Source organism: Allomuricauda sp. ANG21 (assembly GCF_040705235.1).
GTDB classification, from domain to species: Bacteria; Bacteroidota; Bacteroidia; order Flavobacteriales; family Flavobacteriaceae; genus Flagellimonas; species Flagellimonas marina.
On record NZ_JBFCVT010000005.1, the window covers coordinates 35,187 to 51,412 of the forward strand.

Consider the following 16,226-nt stretch of genomic DNA (forward strand, 5'->3'; position numbering starts at 1 on the left):
AAGATTATGTCGTCGGACACCAGTAAAAGATATGCACAACGAGGGGTCTCTGCCTCAAAGGAAGATGTGCACAATGCTATCAAAAACATTGATAAAGGCCTTTTTCCAAAAGCGTTTTGCAAAATAGTCCCAGATTATTTAACAGGGAGTGAGGACCATTGTTTGGTAATGCATGCTGATGGTGCAGGCACCAAGTCTTCCTTGGCGTACATGTATTGGAAGGAAACCGGCGATACTTCAGTTTGGAAAGGCATTGCCCAAGATGCGCTGATCATGAATGTGGACGACCTTATTTGTGTGGGTGCTACTGACAATATTATGCTGTCATCCACTATAGGTCGGAACAAAAACCTGATTCCAGGGGAGGTGATTTCTGCCATCATCAATGGTACGGAGGAATTGATTTCCGATTTGGAAAAACATGGCATTACCATTCGCTCAACAGGAGGTGAAACAGCGGATGTTGGCGATTTGGTACGAACGATTATCGTGGATTCCACGGTAACGGCGCGTATGGAACGTTCCCAAGTCATTGATAATACAAACATAAAGGCTGGTGATGTCATTGTAGGATTGGCTTCCTTCGGAAAGGCAACTTATGAAACTGAATACAACGGGGGAATGGGCAGCAACGGACTTACCTCTGCCCGCCATGATGTCTTTGGAAAATATCTGGCCAAAAAATATCCGGAAAGCTATGATGCCTCTGTTCCAGAAGAATTGGTCTATTCCGGAAAAACAAAATTGACCGATGAAGTGCCAGGCTCCCCATTGGATGCCGGGAAATTGGTACTATCGCCAACCCGTACCTATGCGCCCATCATCAAAAAAATATTAGAGCAACACAATTCAGAGCAAATCCATGGTATGGTGCATTGCAGTGGTGGGGCTCAGACCAAGATTCTTCATTTTGTAGATAACCTACACATCATAAAGGATAACTTATTTGAGATTCCTCCACTTTTTAAGCTCATACAGGAGCAATCTGGCACCGATTGGAAAGAAATGTACCAAGTCTTTAATTGTGGCCATCGTATGGAACTTTATGTGAATGAGCAAGTTGCCGATGACATCATTGCTATTTCCGAGAGTTTTAATGTTGATGCGCAGGTTATTGGGCGCGTAGAAGCCTCGCCAAATAAGAGATTGACCATACAAAGTACGTATGGTAAGTTTGAATATTAGCATACGAATCAGTACATTTTAACGTTCTTTCTATAAACCTCTCGCTATGGAAAGAAAAGAATTTCTAAGAAGTTTGGGTGCAGGCGCTGCTTTTGCCCTTACTTTTCCTTGCCTGCACGGCTGCTCTAAAGATGAAATTGACGGTAACATTGTTGAAGAACCCACTGGAGTGGACTTTACTGTGGACTTGACATCTCAGGAAGCCCAAGCCTTAGTTCCCAATGGAGGTTTTATTCTAAAGAATTTAGTTGTCATCGCGAAAAACTTGGATGGGGAATATGTAGCTGCAAGTCAGGTTTGTAGTCATGAATCGTATGACCAAGTCCGTTTTGTGAATCAAAATGGTGGGATTTTCTACTGTGATGTCCATGGTTCCCGTTTTGATCAAGATGGCACTCCCTTGAACCAAGTTGATAGTAATCCGGCAAGACAATTAAAAGTTTACAACACAGAACTCAGTGGCTCCATTTTGCGGGTTTTTGAGTAATCAGACTGGCCCAAATCGTATGAAAAAGGTCTTGACCATAGCATTTTTATCCCTAATTGGAGCCATTCATGCCCAAAAATGGCAGAATAGTTTCGATGATGCTCTGGATTTGGCCAATAAAGAAAATAAGCCCATTGTCTTGGTTTTTTCTGGGTCTGATTGGTGTGCACCTTGCATCCGGTTAAAACGAAGCATTTTGGATTCTGATGAATTTAAAAGCTATGCTTCTTCCAATTATGTGCTTTACAATGCCGATTTCCCCAAAAAAAAGAAGAATCAACTTCCCGAAGAAAAATCATTGGTCAACAAGACCCTGGCCGAAAAATACAATCCAAAAGGATACTTTCCATTGGTTGTAGTTTTGGATAAAAACGAGACCGTTTTGGGCAAAACTGGTTTCCATGTAAAAACATCTCCCAAAAAATATATTGCTACCCTCAACGGATTTGTAAAATGAGAATGTTAACGGTCCTTTTTTGCAGCTTGTTGTGTATGCTGTCGCAAGGACAGTTGATGCATAGGGATATTACGGTAAAAAAGACCCTGAAACTCATGGGGACCCGGTTTGAGATTACCGTGGTAGCTCCAAATGAGGAAATTGGGTATCTGGATATTGATGAGGCGGTCTCCGAAATTGAGCGAATTGAAAAGATGATCTCCTCATGGGATGAAAACTCGGAAACTTCCAAAGTCATAAAGAATGCGGGAATAAAACCCGTAAAAGTAAGTCCCGAGTTTTTTAGGTTGATTGAACGCTCCATAAAAATCTCTGAGATTACCGATGGGGCTTTTGATATAACCTATGCGTCCATGGACAACATCTGGAAATTCGATGGCAGTATGGACCGTATGCCAACTGACGAGGATATTGAAAAATCTATTGCCAAAATAGGCTACAAGAAAATAATATTGGATTCCGATGCACAAACTGTTTTTTTAAGTGAACCGGGTATGCGGATTGGATTTGGAGCCATTGGTAAAGGCTATGCGGCGGACAAGGCCAAAGAACTCCTGACCTCCAAACAGGTCAAGGGGGGTATCATCAATGCTTCCGGCGACCTCACCACTTGGGGTACAAAAGCAACCGGAGAAAAATGGTTGGTAGGCATTGCTAATCCCTTGAGTAAGGATAAAGTGTTCAGTTGGTTGCCCATAGTGGAATCTTCAGTGGCCACATCGGGCAATTATGAAAAATACATCACCCTAAATGGAAAAAAATACTCACACATCATTGACCCGCGGACAGGCTATCCCACAAGAGGGATAAACAGTGTATCTGTCTTTGCAAAGCAGGCAGAATTATGTGATGCTCTAGCCACAGCAGTCTTTATTATGGGTAGGGATACGGGTATTCACATGATCAATCAGATGGATGGGGTGGAGGTAGTGGTTGTGGACTCCGACAATAAAATTCATAAGAGTTCGGGAATCATTTTCGATACGAATCAGTAAATTTACTGCATGGGAAAAGCTGTTTTTTTTCTTCTCTTTTTAGTGCTGTTCTCCAGTTCATGCGTAGCGGTTCGGGAATATGAAAAAGTGTATGTCAATGATGTTGAGATGCAACTCGGTGCGAGACCATCTGAGCGTTTTGAAACCAATTTCCAAATTTATAGAGAAGCTTCATCCGGGGCCAATGGTGGTAAAACGGGCGGCGGCTGCGGATGTAATTAAAGCAATGAGTTCCCATGACCAAACAAAACCAAACCTCGCCACCACCCAAAAGACTACAAAAATTAATAACATGTACTCTTTGTCTGCTTGCAATGGTTTCTGGAGGGGCACAGCAGACGGATACTTCCTATAAAAAAAGAGCCTTGGAAACCAGTGAGGTTGACATGCTGTTCAGTTATTACAATCAAGATGGCCAAAACGCTGCTGTTACCGGTGGCGAAGGTACTGAGGAATTAACCGATGCAACGTCATCAATCGTTTTACGGATGCCCATGAATGCGGATGATATCCTCACGGTGGATGTGGGGTTATCGGCCTACACATCTGCCTCTTCCAGTAATGTAAATCCATTGGATGGTGGAATCAATGTAACACCATTCGATGCTTCATCGGGCGAATCTCGAAAAGATTTACTGGCCTATATCAACCCCAGCTACCAGCATAGTTCAGATGATCGCAATTCCATTTGGAGTGCCAACATTTATTTTTCTTCCGAATATGACTATTTTTCCTTTGGCTTTGGAGGGAGTTATACAAGATTGTTCAATGAAAAGAATACCGAACTTACCCTTAGTGGGCGTGTTTTTCTGGACAAATGGAACGCCATTTATCCAATTGAACTTCGTGCTGGCTTTTTTGATGACCGAATTACGGGAACCGGGACCTATGATCCCAATTTTTCGGAGTTTGGTAAGGAGAACAGAAACTCGTACACCCTATCCTTGAGTTTTTCGCAAATTTTGAGTCAGAAGTTACAAGGAGCCCTTTTTGTGGACCTTGTGACACAAACCGGATTGTTGAGCACCCCGTTTCAACGGGTGTATTTAGCTGATGCCAATGACTTTTTTATTGATGATTTTCAATTGGCCGATAATGTGGAACAATTACCAGATAGCCGATTGAAAGTACCTGTGGGTGGTCGGTTGAATTATTATGTGAACGACTTGTTGGTGCTACGTTCCTATTACCGTTTTTATTGGGATGATTGGGGAATCACTTCGCATACGGCCAGTTTGGAAACACCTTTTAAGTTGACGGATAGGTTTACGCTGTACCCATCCTATCGCTATTATACCCAAACTGCGGCAGATTATTTTTATCCCAAGGAAACGGCCTTGTCCAGCTATGATTTCTATACTTCAGATTACGATTTGTCTGAATATGATGCCCATCAATATGGTTTCGGCATCCAGTACAAGGATATTTTTACAAGGGCCACAATTTTTAACTTCGGTTTAAAGACCATCGATTTGCGCTTCAGTCAATATGATAGGAGTGATGGACTGAATGCATTCATTATTACTCTGGGAACAACTTTTATAAGTAACTGACCCATTCAATAGAAAAAAAATTCCAATCAAATATTGTAAATTCGCAGTCTTAGCGGATGGAGATATGCTCGATAAACTTAATATTGTAAAGCAACGTTTTGATGAGGTTGCGGACCTTATCATTCAGCCAGATATCATATCGGACCAAAAAAGATATGTTAAGCTGAACAAGGAATACAAAGATCTTAAAGTATTGGTCTATAAACGGGACCAATACATAGAACTTACCAATAATATCAATGAGGCGGAGGAAATCATTGCCGATGGCAGTGATGCTGAAATGGTGGAAATGGCCAAAATGCAGTTGGACGAAGCCAAAGGAGCCATGCCTAAATTGGAAGAAGAAATCAAGTTTCTTTTGATTCCCAAAGATCCCGAGGATGAAAAGGATGTGGTGATGGAAATCAGGGCAGGGACCGGAGGCGATGAAGCCAGTATTTTTGCTGGGGATTTGTTTCGGATGTACACCAAGTATTGCGAATCAAAAGGTTGGGGGACCAATATCATTGATTTGAATGAGGGAACCAGTGGTGGCTATAAAGAAATTCACTTTGAAGTTTCTGGGGAAGATGTGTATGGTACCTTAAAGTTTGAAGCTGGCGTCCACCGTGTACAGCGTGTACCACAGACCGAAACGCAAGGAAGGGTGCACACTAGCGCCGCAACGGTCATGGTGATTCCAGAGGCCGAGGACTTTGATGTTCAGATAGACCCAAAGGATGTCCGGATTGACTATTTCTGCTCGTCGGGCCCAGGGGGACAGTCGGTGAATACCACCTATTCCGCTGTTCGGTTGACGCACGTTCCTACAGGGATTGTAGCGCAATGTCAAGATGAAAAATCACAGCACAAGAACAAAGATAAAGCCTTTAAGGTTTTACGTTCACGTTTATATGACATGGAATTGGCCAAAAAACAGGCTGAAGATGCAGCAAAACGAAATTCCCAGGTGAGCAGCGGTGACCGTTCGGCGAAGATTAGAACCTACAACTATCCACAAGGAAGGGTAACGGACCACAGAATTGGCCTTACGCTTTACGATTTACAAAATATTATTAACGGCGACATCCAAAAAATCATAGATGAACTGATGATGGTGGATAACACAGAGAAGTTGAAGGAAGCTTCGGAGATATTTTAATTTTCAGTAGTCAGTAGTCAGTTCGAGCGCAGTCGAGAACCCATAATAATGAAAATAGAGCAATTAATTTCCAAAATCCATCAAAAGAAATCCTTTCTCTGTGTCGGTTTGGATACCGATTTGGAGAAAATTCCAAAACACCTTTTAAAGGAGGAAGACCCTATTTTTGCTTTTAACAAGGCCATTATTGATGCAACCCATCCCTATTGTGTGGCCTACAAACCAAACATTGCTTTTTATGAGGCCTATGGTTTGCAAGGTTGGAACTCTTTGGAACGTACCATGGCTTATTTGAATGAGAAGCACCCGGAAATCTTCACGATTGCAGATGCAAAACGAGGAGATATTGGCAACACTTCCACACGGTATGCCAAGGCTTTTTTTGAAGCTCTCAGTTTTGATTCAATTACAATTGCTCCTTATATGGGTAAGGATTCCGTGGAACCTTTTTTGGAATTCGAAGGCAAGCACACCATCTTATTGGCGTTGACCTCCAATGAAGGAGCTTTCGACTTTCAAACAAAAGAAATAGAAGGGGTGGAGCTCTACAAAGAAGTGCTAAAGGTCTCCAAAACTTACAAAAATGCCGAACGATTGATGTATGTTGTAGGGGCTACAAAAGCAACGTATCTAAAGGAAATACGAGAAATAATTCCGGAAAGTTTTTTATTGGTTCCGGGGGTAGGGGCACAGGGTGGCAGCTTGCAGGAAGTCTGTGCCTACGGAATGACCAAAAATGTAGGTTTGTTGGTCAATTCATCCCGCGGAATATTGTACGCTTCAACCGGCGATGACTTTGCAGAAGCTGCGACGAAAGAGGCCCAAAAAATTCAAGCTGAAATGGAGGTTGAGTTGGAAAAAATCCACAACTGACCTATCCTAAGCTTTCCAATACTTTTTTGATGCTCTGTGCCTTTCGCTTGAAAAATTCAACCAAGTGCGTATCGGCATTGGATACGTTGGCCGCTTTCTCAATAAAATTTTTATATCTGAACTCCAAAATGGTAATCGCTTGGCTTCCACTAGTGATTGGAGTTACTGTCCCTACTCTACAATATTGATTGTTCATAACTCAAGATTTGTTATACCAAAGATACGTTGAAAAGTGAGCGATGGATTATACGAAAGTGGGGTACACGTCTAGAAATCAGGTTATTTATCTAAAAATTAACAGTATCACTGCCTTTTTCACCTCAACCTTACCATTTGTATATGAAAAATTAACGTACTTTTAAAAGAATGGCTTTGTGCTGGGCAAGGCGCAAATGGTATGAGATGAAAAAACTTTTATTGATGTCTGCTTTGTTCGCCTTTGCGTTGGTGAATGGTCAAGATAGTTCAAGCTGTAATTGCTGTTCAGAGAATCAGAAAGCTTTCGACTTTTGGATAGGAGATTGGGAGGTAACCAGTTTAACCAATGGGGCAGCAGCTGGAACCAGTAAGATCAGTAGGGAGGAAGATGGTTGCGTTATTCGCGAAAACTGGACCAGTGCCACACCAGGGTACACAGGAACCAGCTTGAACTTCTACAATTCACGAACGAACCAATGGGAACAATTATGGGTGGATAATACAGGGGCACATCTAAAGCTCAAAGGAAATCGGGAGGGTAACCAGATGATTTTAACTTCAGATGAATTTACAAGAGATGATGGCAAAACCTACAGAAACCGTATTACTTGGACCAAAAACGACGATGGAACCGTGAGACAACATTGGGAAGTGCTCCAAGGCGAAGAAGCCACCACCGCATTTGATGGACTTTACAAGCCACAATAGCATTTTCTACAACAAAAAAACCGGTGCGAACACCGGTTTAAACTAACTAACTCAAAAAAATGCTAACTCAGATAATTTCTGTGACAAAATTCCTGTTTAACCTTCAGGTCAAGGTTAATTTAACTTTAGGAATTTGTTATAATTGTCTCGATTAATTGATTTTATAACGATAAGATTTTCAACTTATTGCACTATTCTGAAAAAATTATGATTAATCTTGAAGAGCAAACACTTTTTTTAACAAATCTGTTGTTCGTGAAGAAATTTTAGTGCGGATTTCTTGCTCTTCAACAGCTATCATGGTATAGACGCCTTCAAGCGCTTGATTGGTGGTATAATCCGTTAAATCTGGGTTTACATCGTTGGTAAGTGGTAGGTTGTTATACCTGGTAATGATGTTGCTCCAGATTTGGTCGGCACCAACTTTTTGAAATGAATTTTTAATGATAGGATTGAACTTGTTGTACAGTTGGGTCTTTGTTGAATTCTCCAAATATTGCGTTGCCGCATTGTTACTTCCCAAAAGAATTTGGCGCGCGTCATTAAAAGTGATTCCCTTTACGGCATCAACAAAAATGGGAGTGGCCTCGCCAACAGCATCTTCCGCTGCTCTGTTGATGATTCGTAAACCTTCATCGGCCAAATTGCCAAGGCCCACATCACGTAGGGTTTTGTCTACTTTCTGAAGTTCCTCCGGAAGGAGAATTTTAACCAATTCATTTCTAAAGAAGCCATTTTCCAGGGCCAGTTTGTTCACTTGTTTTTCAATGCCCATATTCAATGCTTCTCTCAGTCCTTGGGCAATTTCAGCATTTCCAATTCCAGTGGGGCCTTGGGGCAATTGGTTCACTACTTGTTGCAGTTCTGTACAAGCAACCAGTTGAAAAACCAGTACGAATAGCAGTGTTCGTTTCATGGTAAATTTTTTATAGTTCGACTGAAATTTAGGTAGAAACGGTAAAAAACTGCTTTTTTATTCGATATAATTAAGAGAAAATAACGGTCTTGTTATTGTAGACCATGGTTTTACGGGCCACATGGAGCTGCACGGCCCGTGAAAGTACAATCCGCTCTAAATCCCTTCCTTTGGCTATGAAGTCTTTAATGGAGTGTGAATGCGAAACTGCCGTCACGTCCTGTTCAATAATGGGTCCGGCATCCAGTTCTGAGGTCACATAATGACTAGTGGCCCCAATAATTTTTACACCACGTTCAAAAGCAGCATGGTAGGGTTTGGCCCCCACAAAAGCCGGAAGAAATGAATGATGGATATTGATGATTTTCTGCGGATACACGTCAATCAGCTTAGGGGACACAATCTGCATGTATCGGGCCAATACAATGAAGTCCACCTCGTGTTTTTTGAGCAATTCCAGTTGTTTCTCCTCTGCTTCTTCCCGGGTATCTTTGGTAACGGGTACATGATAGAATGGAATCTGAAACTGTTCCGCAACATATTCCAAATCTCTATGATTACTCAAAATAAAAGGAATGTCCACGGAAAGTTCCTCAGAATTGTATCGACTCAACAAATCATATAGGCAATGGTTATATTTCGATACAAAGATGGCCATTTTGGGTCGGTAGGCACCCAAATAAATATCCCACTCCATCTGAAACTGTTGCGCCAACTCTTGTTCAAATCCTTTTTTAAAAGCCTCCAAAGAAACTTTATTTTCAAACTCACTCTCCAATCGCATGAAAAATACACCCACCTGCTTGTCTACATGTTGATCTAAATAAACCACATTGCCCTCTTGCTGATGCACAAAAGTGGTTACAGATCGTATAATACCGGATTGGTCTGGGCAATGGATGAGAATGGTAAGCTTCATACTATATTTTTGGCCGCGTAAAATTAGGGCATTCAAAAAAGGAAGGCCAAGGTTTTTGAATTTTTTGTAATATCCTGAACAAAATCAAATTTGACTTGCATTTTCTGTAAATTGCATGGCGAAAACAGACCTTTTATTGCAAATGGAACAACAGAAGCCTTACAAGCCCAAACATAAAATAAGGATAGTGACAGCTGCCTCACTCTTTGATGGTCATGACGCTGCCATTAATATTATGAGACGTATTATCCAAGCCACTGGGGTTGAGGTGATTCATTTGGGGCACGATAGAAGCGTAGCGGAAGTGGTGGATTGCGCCATTCAGGAAGATGCCAATGCTATTGCCATGACCTCTTACCAAGGGGGGCACAACGAATATTTCAGGTATATGTTCGATTTGCTGAAGGAGAGAGGTGCAGGCCACATCAAAATTTTTGGTGGTGGTGGCGGGGTTATCCTTCCTGAGGAGATAAGGGAGCTGATGGAGTATGGCATCGAACGGATTTATTCTCCAGATGATGGCCGTGAAATGGGGTTGCAGGGGATGATTAACGATTTGGTGGAAAGATGCGATACTGCCGTTCCCAATTTGCAAATACCTAAAGACGAAAGGTTGGAAGGTTTGCTGCCTGAAAAAGACTCCAATACCGTTGCCCGTTTGATTTCCCTTGCTGAAAACCGACATGAGGAATTCGAAAAGTATGTAGGTGCAATAAGCAGCTTGGAAAAAGAGGTTCCCGTGCTTGGAATTACAGGTACCGGCGGTGCTGGAAAATCCAGTTTGGTGGATGAACTTGTACGCCGTTTTTTGATTGATTTTCCCGAAAAGCATGTGGGCATCATATCCGTAGACCCCTCTAAACGAAAAACGGGAGGTGCATTGTTGGGAGACCGCATCCGGATGAATTCCATTAACAATGAAAGGGTGTACATGCGCTCACTGGCCACCCGACAATCCAATTTGGCCTTGTCCAAACATGTTTCCGAAGCTGTTCAAGTGCTCAAAGCGGCTAATTATGACCTAATTATTTTGGAGACTTCGGGAATAGGGCAATCCGATACCGAAATCCTGGAACATAGCGATGTTTCACTGTATGTAATGACACCCGAGTTTGGCGCGGCAACCCAATTGGAGAAAATTGATATGCTGGATTTTGCGGATTTGGTGGCCATCAACAAGTTTGATAAAAGGGGAGCTTTGGATGCGCTTAGAGATGTAAAAAAACAGTACGCACGGAACCATGGATTGTGGCACGCCAAGGATGATGAGTTGCCTATTTATGGTACGATTGCTTCGCAATTCAATGACCCGGGGATGAACAACCTATACAGAAAGGTGATGGATACGCTGGTGGAAAAAGCAAACTCCAAATTGGTCTCCACTTTTGAAGTTAGTGAGGAAATGGCGGAGAAAATCTTTGTCATTCCACCTTCGCGAACACGATATTTATCCGAAATAGCTGAAAACAACAGGTCTTATGATGACAAGGCTAAAGAACAATCCAAAATTGCACAACAGCTGTATGGTATTTTCTTGACCATTTCTTCAATTTTACAACTGGATTCAGGGAAGGCTGAGGAACAACTCGTGGATAAGTCCGGATTGAATGAGGATTGGATTCTTTCCAAAATCAAGAAAGAAGAGGAACAGGGTTTGGTGGGTTTATTGATCAAAGAGTTCGATAAAATCAAAATGAATTTGCTGCCCCAGCATTGGGACACCCTTTTAAAATGGAAAGAAAAAGTAAATCGGTATAAATCTGATGTGTACTCATTTAACGTACGCGATAGAGAGGTGAATATTAAAACCCACACGGAATCGTTGTCCCATAGCCAGATACCCAAAGTGGCATTGCCCAAATACAAGGCGTGGGGCGATATTCTCCAGTGGATTTTACAAGAAAATGTCCCGGGAGAGTTTCCATACACAGCTGGATTGTACCCGTTCAAAAGGGAAGGTGAGGACCCAACCCGAATGTTCGCGGGTGAAGGAGGCCCCGAACGAACCAACCGACGATTTCACTACGTGAGTTTGGATATGCCGGCCAAAAGACTGTCCACGGCATTTGATTCGGTTACCCTTTATGGAAGTGACCCAGACCATAGACCGGATATTTACGGCAAAATTGGAAATGCTGGGGTGTCCATTTGTTGTTTGGATGACGCCAAAAAATTGTATTCTGGTTTTGATCTCAGTAATCCCATGACTTCGGTGAGTATGACTATCAATGGTCCTGCGCCCATGCTTTTGGCCTTTTTTATGAATGCGGCCATTGACCAAAACTGCGAGAAGTATATCCAAGAAAATGGCTTGGAGAAAAAAGTTGAGGAAAAAATTAAAGCGCTTTTTAAAGAAAAAAAGACAACTAGACCAGTATATTACGGAGAGCTTCCCGAAGGGAATAATGGATTGGGACTTATGCTTCTAGGTGTTACGGGTGATCAGGTATTATCTGAAGAGACCTATACCAAAATCAAGGCCGAAACCCTAAATCAAGTTCGAGGTACCGTGCAAGCTGATATTTTAAAAGAGGACCAAGCACAAAACACCTGTATTTTTTCAACAGAATTTGCTTTGAAGTTGATGGGAGATGTGCAGGAATATTTCATTGAACAGCAAGTCCGGAATTTTTACTCTGTCTCCATATCGGGTTACCACATCGCTGAGGCGGGGGCGAATCCCATTACGCAATTGGCGTTCACCCTTTCCAATGGTTTTACGTATGTGGAGTACTATTTGAGTCGGGGCATGGACATTAATAAATTTGGTCCGAACCTTTCGTTCTTTTTTTCCAATGGGGTTGATCCTGAGTATGCCGTTATCGGTAGGGTGGCACGAAGAATTTGGTCCAAGGCTCTGAAAGAAAAGTATGGGGCCGACCCAAGGGCACAAATGTTGAAATATCATATTCAAACTTCGGGCAGAAGCTTGCACGCCCAAGAAATTGATTTTAATGATATCCGAACGACTTTACAGGCACTGTATGCCATCTATGACAATTGTAATTCCTTGCACACCAATGCTTATGATGAAGCTATAACCACACCAACGGAAGAATCAGTGCGTAGGGCGATGGCCATTCAATTGATCATTAATAAGGAGTTGGGGTTGGCCAAAAATGAAAACCCCATTCAAGGTTCATTCATTATTGAGGAGCTTACCGATTTGGTGGAAGAAGCAGTTTTGTTGGAGTTTGACCGAATCACGGAACGCGGTGGTGTGTTGGGCGCCATGGAAACCATGTACCAGCGTTCCAAAATACAGGAAGAAAGTTTACATTATGAGACTTTAAAGCATTCGGGGGATTATCCAATCATTGGGGTGAATACCTTTTTAAGCTCAAAAGGTTCTCCGACCATTTTACCTGCGGAGGTCATTCGGGCGACAGAAGAAGAAAAGAAAAATCAAATCAGGACCCTTCAAAATTTGCATCAGCGAGAAAAAGAAAGAGCCGAAAAGCAGTTAAAACAATTGCAGCAAACGGCGATCAACAATGAAAATATCTTCGAGAAGTTGATGGAAGTGACCAAATATTGTTCATTGGGGCAAATCACCAAAGCCCTATTCGAGGTTGGCGGGCAATATAGAAGAAATATGTAAAAAGAGCTTAATCGTTTCTGTTGTGAAATGACTTTCTCCATTTTTTAAAGGAAGTTCTGAAGATTTTGATTTCCCTTCGGAGTAGGTTCAGATACTCTTTTTCTTTGACACCATCACGCTCCAAACCATTGCAATAGGCCAAAATATTTCGGGTCATTATATTGATGAAGGTCAAGCTTCGCATCCGAACAGAATAGGAATTGCTTAACGCTGCTTGCTCTATCTCTTTTGTGATTAGGGAAGCATCATTCATCAAGGATGCAGTGATGTCATCACGAAAACTATCAATTTTTCGCCACGACAATTTTTCCCGATTGTGCGAGAAATAAGCGGCCACAGCTTCGCTCATATCGCGAAGGGCCAACGATTTGCGGTAAACGACCAAGGAATTTAGAGAGTTTCTCTCCATGTTTTCAAAGCAATTTTGAATACTAAAATTACATATGAATTGAATATTTCAACTTTTGTTTTGAAATTGAAAAATAGATTATACCTTTAAAATTAAAATTTTAACGTGTAATTTCCTTTAATATGAAGATAGATGCGCTGAATTGGCAAATCTTGGGTCATTTGCAAAAGAATGCAAGGGAGTCTTTTTCCCATATTGGCCGCGAAGTTGGCCTTACACCGCCCGCTGTAGCCGAACGGGTAAAGAAGATGGAAGACCTTGGAATTATTGAAGGTTACGGGGCAAAGATCTCTTATGTGAAAGCAGGACATCAGTTTAAGGCAATCATCATGTTGCGGGCCTTTATGGGAAAACTGAAACCCTTTTTGGATAAGGTGAAATCACTTGAAGAAGTGGTTAATTGTTATCGAATTACTGGGAACGAGAACATAATTATGGAGGTGGTGCTTCGGGATCAATCCCACTTGGAAAAGTTTATCGATGAGCTTATTGTCTATGGCGAGTGCAGAACACACATTGTATTATCAAACGTGGTTGCCCACGCGCCCATAAAGAGTGGAATTAAAAGCAAGTAAAAATCCATTAACTTTAGGGGACTGGAACAAAGAATTGTTTTGGCCAGATTTTTGCTATGAAAGAATTATGAAAAAAACACATCTACTATTTTTTCTCTCCCTGGTTTGTTTGGCTTCGACTTCAGCACAACAAAGGGTACTTAAAAAGGGAGAGATTATGGACTCCATTGCTGTTCAAGATTCCTTATCCAGTGCTTATTCCTTGTACTTGCCCCGTGATTTTACTACGGATAAAAAATGGCCTTTACTTCTTATTTTCGACATGGAGGGCAGAGAAAGACAGGCAGTTTCCATATTTGTGGGTCCTGCCGAGGAGGAGGGCTATATTTTGGCAGCACCAAAGGTAAAGGACACGGTATCATTGACCACCAATATGATTATGACCAACAATGTGTTGGAAGAAATAGTAAATATATTGCCCATTCAAGCGGGTCGGGTATATACTGCAGGTGCTTCCGCTGGGGGGCGTTTTGCAGGCCTGGTACCGATTTTTATTAAAGGGGTAAATGGTGCCATTTCCATGGGAGCATCCTTGACCAATACCGACCTATTGAATGTGAGACGTCCATTCCATTTTATTGGTATGGTCAGTAAAAATGATTTCAACTATACCACCATGTTGGATGATGAGAAATTGTTGGATCGATATAAATTTCCCAATCAAGTATTGTTGCATGATCAAAATAGTGCCTGGCCCGATGTCGCCTTTCTGCAAAAAGGACTACAACTGTTCACCTTGGCCGCCATGGGCAGAAAATTGATTCCCAAAGATTCCATGTATGTGGAAAATGCCTTTAATGAAGATTTGTCCAAAGTAAATCTCTTGAAAAATTCGGGAGAGTTGATTTGGGCCGAACAATATATGGGAGAAATGATGTCCATGTATGGCGCCCACAAGAATCTGGATTCTCTTCGAGAAGTCCAAAAAGAATTGCGTAGGGACAAACAGTTTAGAGCTATGCGCCGTGCTGAGAATGCAGCTTTTTCCAAGGAGATATTGATGAAGGAGAATTATCAGTACGACATGGAGGAAGATATGTTTGCCCATAACTTTAAGAATTTGGGGTGGTGGAACTACCAGATGGATGAGTTGGATAAGTTGATTAATGGTTCCAATATCCATGAACAGGAAATGGGCTATCGTCTAGTGGGCTTCTTGAATGCTTTGGCTGAGGACAATATTGCTCTAGTGAAGTCTGGTCAGATGATTGATGAGGATGCTTTGGCCTTTTTATATATGCTCAAGACCATCTTGGACCCTGATGATTTTGAGTTTTACCTGAAAACGGTTTCTCTGAGCGCCAAGAACGAGGACTTTGGAACGGCCTTGTTTTATTTGGAAGAGGCCCTCAAACGGGGGTTCAAGGATAAGGACAAGTTGTACAATTTGCAAGACACTGCCCTGTTACGTATCACGCCAGAGTTCAATAAAGTGGTTGAAAAATATCTTGAGGATTCCCGATACGAAATTATTGAGCAATAAATTTAGGAACATCCTCCAAATTCCAATCGATGACCAATCCGCCAGCGATGGATTCTGTAATTTCTTTACCGTATAAATACTCGCAGAGATAAAGAGCAGCTTCAAAACTTTTGGCTCCGCCCGCGGAAGTGATGTATTTGCCATCGTGCACAAATAGCACACTATCCTTCACGTTCAGTTGGGGGAACATCTTCCTATAAGTTGAAATATCGCTTGGAAACGTAGTGGAAGCCACCTCATCCAAGAGTCCAGCTTTGGCCAAAACAAAGGCGCCATCGCAATGCGAAGTGACAAAAAGGGCGTCTTTGGCCACTTTTTTCACAAAATTCAGCATAAGGGTATCCTGTAAATCTGAATCCAAATGATGCTCCGCACTGGGGACGACCAAAATATCAATATCAGGGATGGAATCTTGGGTGTAATCAAAGTCAGGAAGGATTCTAACCCCCTCAAACGTGGTGATAGGCTCCAATGTATTGGCCACAGTAAAGGTATTCATGGCCTTGATGCCTTCCCGGTATTGGGTGTGTTGAAAAATATCAAAAGGAGCAGTGAATTCGGTGTTGAAGACGCCGTCCATTATCAAAAATGCCGTGTTGTAACGGTTGGGTTGTAAGTTGGGCAACGTTCGCGCAACAGTTTTGGTGGGCTCATCGGCTGTTTTCTTTTCTGAACAGGCAGAAAGGAGTACGAGGCAACTAAATAGGAGTACTTTTTTCATCATCA

Annotated in this window: 17 protein-coding genes; 12 read left to right on the forward strand and 5 right to left on the reverse strand. The window is 42.0% G+C overall.

The window, feature by feature from the left end:
• The first annotated feature begins 6 nt into the window (after window positions 1-6).
• From AB1A65_RS07990 to pyrF, 8 genes are all read left to right on the forward strand, one after another.
• On the forward strand, window positions 7-1,185 hold the full coding sequence (locus AB1A65_RS07990; RefSeq protein WP_366587585.1) for an AIR synthase related protein: 1,179 nt from the start codon (window positions 7-9) through the stop codon (window positions 1,183-1,185).
• A 46-nt stretch (window positions 1,186-1,231) separates the two neighbouring features.
• Entirely contained in the window at window positions 1,232-1,672 is a 441-nt protein-coding gene (locus tag AB1A65_RS07995) for a Rieske 2Fe-2S domain-containing protein (RefSeq protein WP_366587587.1), read from the forward strand.
• Between the two features lie 19 nt (window positions 1,673-1,691).
• The gene (locus tag AB1A65_RS08000; RefSeq protein WP_366587590.1) at window positions 1,692-2,129 is read left to right on the forward strand and encodes a thioredoxin family protein; all 438 of its coding nucleotides are present in this window, start codon (window positions 1,692-1,694) and stop codon (window positions 2,127-2,129) included.
• Between the two features lie 35 nt (window positions 2,130-2,164).
• On the forward strand, window positions 2,165-3,124 hold the full coding sequence (locus AB1A65_RS08005) for an FAD:protein FMN transferase (protein WP_366587592.1): 960 nt from the start codon (window positions 2,165-2,167) through the stop codon (window positions 3,122-3,124).
• A 9-nt stretch (window positions 3,125-3,133) separates the two neighbouring features.
• A complete protein-coding gene (locus AB1A65_RS08010) occupies window positions 3,134-3,346 on the forward strand; it encodes a DUF4266 domain-containing protein (protein ID WP_366587595.1) in 213 nt (70 codons plus the stop codon).
• Window positions 3,347-3,360: 14 nt separating this feature from the next.
• Complete coding sequence (locus AB1A65_RS08015; RefSeq protein ID WP_366587597.1) at window positions 3,361-4,677, forward strand: DUF3570 domain-containing protein; 1,317 nt, start codon at window positions 3,361-3,363, stop codon at window positions 4,675-4,677.
• 64 nt (window positions 4,678-4,741) lie between these two features.
• Window positions 4,742-5,818, forward strand: coding sequence for a peptide chain release factor 1 (gene prfA, locus AB1A65_RS08020; RefSeq protein ID WP_366587599.1), 1,077 nt, complete (start codon window positions 4,742-4,744; stop codon window positions 5,816-5,818).
• A 48-nt stretch (window positions 5,819-5,866) separates the two neighbouring features.
• A complete protein-coding gene (pyrF, locus tag AB1A65_RS08025; protein ID WP_366587601.1) occupies window positions 5,867-6,691 on the forward strand; it encodes an orotidine-5'-phosphate decarboxylase in 825 nt (274 codons plus the stop codon).
• Window position 6,692: 1 nt separating this feature from the next.
• Here the strand turns inward: pyrF and AB1A65_RS08030 are convergent, their stop codons facing one another.
• Window positions 6,693-6,887, reverse strand: coding sequence for a hypothetical protein (locus tag AB1A65_RS08030; protein ID WP_366587603.1), 195 nt, complete (start codon window positions 6,885-6,887; stop codon window positions 6,693-6,695).
• A gap of 206 nt (window positions 6,888-7,093) precedes the next feature.
• Between AB1A65_RS08030 and AB1A65_RS08035 the strand changes: the two genes are divergently transcribed.
• Window positions 7,094-7,597 (forward strand): hypothetical protein, encoded by a 504-nt coding sequence (locus AB1A65_RS08035; protein ID WP_366587605.1) that lies wholly within the window; start codon window positions 7,094-7,096, stop codon window positions 7,595-7,597.
• A gap of 211 nt (window positions 7,598-7,808) precedes the next feature.
• On the opposite strand, the gene AB1A65_RS08040 is transcribed toward AB1A65_RS08035, so the two are convergent.
• Both AB1A65_RS08040 and purU read right to left on the reverse strand, forming a co-directional pair.
• Window positions 7,809-8,513 carry a DUF4197 domain-containing protein gene (locus tag AB1A65_RS08040; protein ID WP_366587607.1) on the reverse strand — a complete coding sequence of 235 codons (705 nt, stop codon included), beginning with the start codon at window positions 8,511-8,513 and terminating at the stop codon, window positions 7,809-7,811.
• 70 nt (window positions 8,514-8,583) lie between these two features.
• Window positions 8,584-9,432 carry a formyltetrahydrofolate deformylase gene (gene purU / locus AB1A65_RS08045; RefSeq protein ID WP_366587609.1) on the reverse strand — a complete coding sequence of 283 codons (849 nt, stop codon included), beginning with the start codon at window positions 9,430-9,432 and terminating at the stop codon, window positions 8,584-8,586.
• A gap of 142 nt (window positions 9,433-9,574) precedes the next feature.
• On the opposite strand from purU, the gene AB1A65_RS08050 reads away from it, so the two are divergent.
• The gene (locus AB1A65_RS08050) at window positions 9,575-13,033 is read left to right on the forward strand and encodes a methylmalonyl-CoA mutase family protein (RefSeq protein WP_366588066.1); all 3,459 of its coding nucleotides are present in this window, start codon (window positions 9,575-9,577) and stop codon (window positions 13,031-13,033) included.
• Window positions 13,034-13,040: 7 nt separating this feature from the next.
• Here AB1A65_RS08050 and AB1A65_RS08055 read toward each other — a convergent pair whose 3' ends face one another.
• Window positions 13,041-13,442 carry a hypothetical protein gene (locus tag AB1A65_RS08055; RefSeq protein WP_366587611.1) on the reverse strand — a complete coding sequence of 134 codons (402 nt, stop codon included), beginning with the start codon at window positions 13,440-13,442 and terminating at the stop codon, window positions 13,041-13,043.
• Window positions 13,443-13,564: 122 nt separating this feature from the next.
• Between AB1A65_RS08055 and AB1A65_RS08060 the strand changes: the two genes are divergently transcribed.
• Together AB1A65_RS08060 and AB1A65_RS08065 are read left to right on the forward strand one after the other, a co-directional pair.
• Complete coding sequence (locus tag AB1A65_RS08060; RefSeq protein WP_366587613.1) at window positions 13,565-14,017, forward strand: Lrp/AsnC family transcriptional regulator; 453 nt, start codon at window positions 13,565-13,567, stop codon at window positions 14,015-14,017.
• 157 nt (window positions 14,018-14,174) lie between these two features.
• Window positions 14,175-15,500: an alpha/beta hydrolase gene (locus AB1A65_RS08065; protein ID WP_366587615.1), complete on the forward strand. Its 1,326-nt coding sequence runs from the start codon at window positions 14,175-14,177 to the stop codon at window positions 15,498-15,500.
• Here AB1A65_RS08065 and AB1A65_RS08070 read toward each other — a convergent pair.
• Complete coding sequence (locus tag AB1A65_RS08070) at window positions 15,487-16,221, reverse strand: DJ-1/PfpI family protein (protein WP_366588068.1); 735 nt, start codon at window positions 16,219-16,221, stop codon at window positions 15,487-15,489. The two genes, AB1A65_RS08065 and AB1A65_RS08070, sit on opposite strands and share 14 nt — an antisense overlap.
• Between the last annotated feature and the right edge of the window lie 5 nt (window positions 16,222-16,226).

Coding starts and splice junctions, on each gene's coding strand:
- AB1A65_RS08060 (WP_366587613.1), top strand. CDS start 13,565: ATGAAGATAGATGCGCTGAATTGGCAAATCTTGGGTCATTTGCAAAAG.
- AB1A65_RS08030 (WP_366587603.1), bottom strand. CDS start 6,887: ATGAACAATCAATATTGTAGAGTAGGGACAGTAACTCCAATCACTAGT.
- AB1A65_RS08070 (WP_366588068.1), bottom strand. CDS start 16,221: ATGAAAAAAGTACTCCTATTTAGTTGCCTCGTACTCCTTTCTGCCTGT.
- AB1A65_RS08005 (WP_366587592.1), top strand. CDS start 2,165: ATGCTGTCGCAAGGACAGTTGATGCATAGGGATATTACGGTAAAAAAG.
- AB1A65_RS07990 (WP_366587585.1), top strand. CDS start 7: ATGTCGTCGGACACCAGTAAAAGATATGCACAACGAGGGGTCTCTGCC.
- AB1A65_RS08065 (WP_366587615.1), top strand. CDS start 14,175: ATGGACTCCATTGCTGTTCAAGATTCCTTATCCAGTGCTTATTCCTTG.
- AB1A65_RS08055 (WP_366587611.1), bottom strand. CDS start 13,442: ATGGAGAGAAACTCTCTAAATTCCTTGGTCGTTTACCGCAAATCGTTG.
- purU (WP_366587609.1), bottom strand. CDS start 9,432: ATGAAGCTTACCATTCTCATCCATTGCCCAGACCAATCCGGTATTATA.
- AB1A65_RS08050 (WP_366588066.1), top strand. CDS start 9,575: ATGGAACAACAGAAGCCTTACAAGCCCAAACATAAAATAAGGATAGTG.
- AB1A65_RS07995 (WP_366587587.1), top strand. CDS start 1,232: ATGGAAAGAAAAGAATTTCTAAGAAGTTTGGGTGCAGGCGCTGCTTTT.
- prfA (WP_366587599.1), top strand. CDS start 4,742: ATGCTCGATAAACTTAATATTGTAAAGCAACGTTTTGATGAGGTTGCG.
- AB1A65_RS08040 (WP_366587607.1), bottom strand. CDS start 8,513: ATGAAACGAACACTGCTATTCGTACTGGTTTTTCAACTGGTTGCTTGT.
- AB1A65_RS08015 (WP_366587597.1), top strand. CDS start 3,361: ATGACCAAACAAAACCAAACCTCGCCACCACCCAAAAGACTACAAAAA.
- AB1A65_RS08010 (WP_366587595.1), top strand. CDS start 3,134: ATGGGAAAAGCTGTTTTTTTTCTTCTCTTTTTAGTGCTGTTCTCCAGT.
- AB1A65_RS08000 (WP_366587590.1), top strand. CDS start 1,692: ATGAAAAAGGTCTTGACCATAGCATTTTTATCCCTAATTGGAGCCATT.
- pyrF (WP_366587601.1), top strand. CDS start 5,867: ATGAAAATAGAGCAATTAATTTCCAAAATCCATCAAAAGAAATCCTTT.
- AB1A65_RS08035 (WP_366587605.1), top strand. CDS start 7,094: ATGAAAAAACTTTTATTGATGTCTGCTTTGTTCGCCTTTGCGTTGGTG.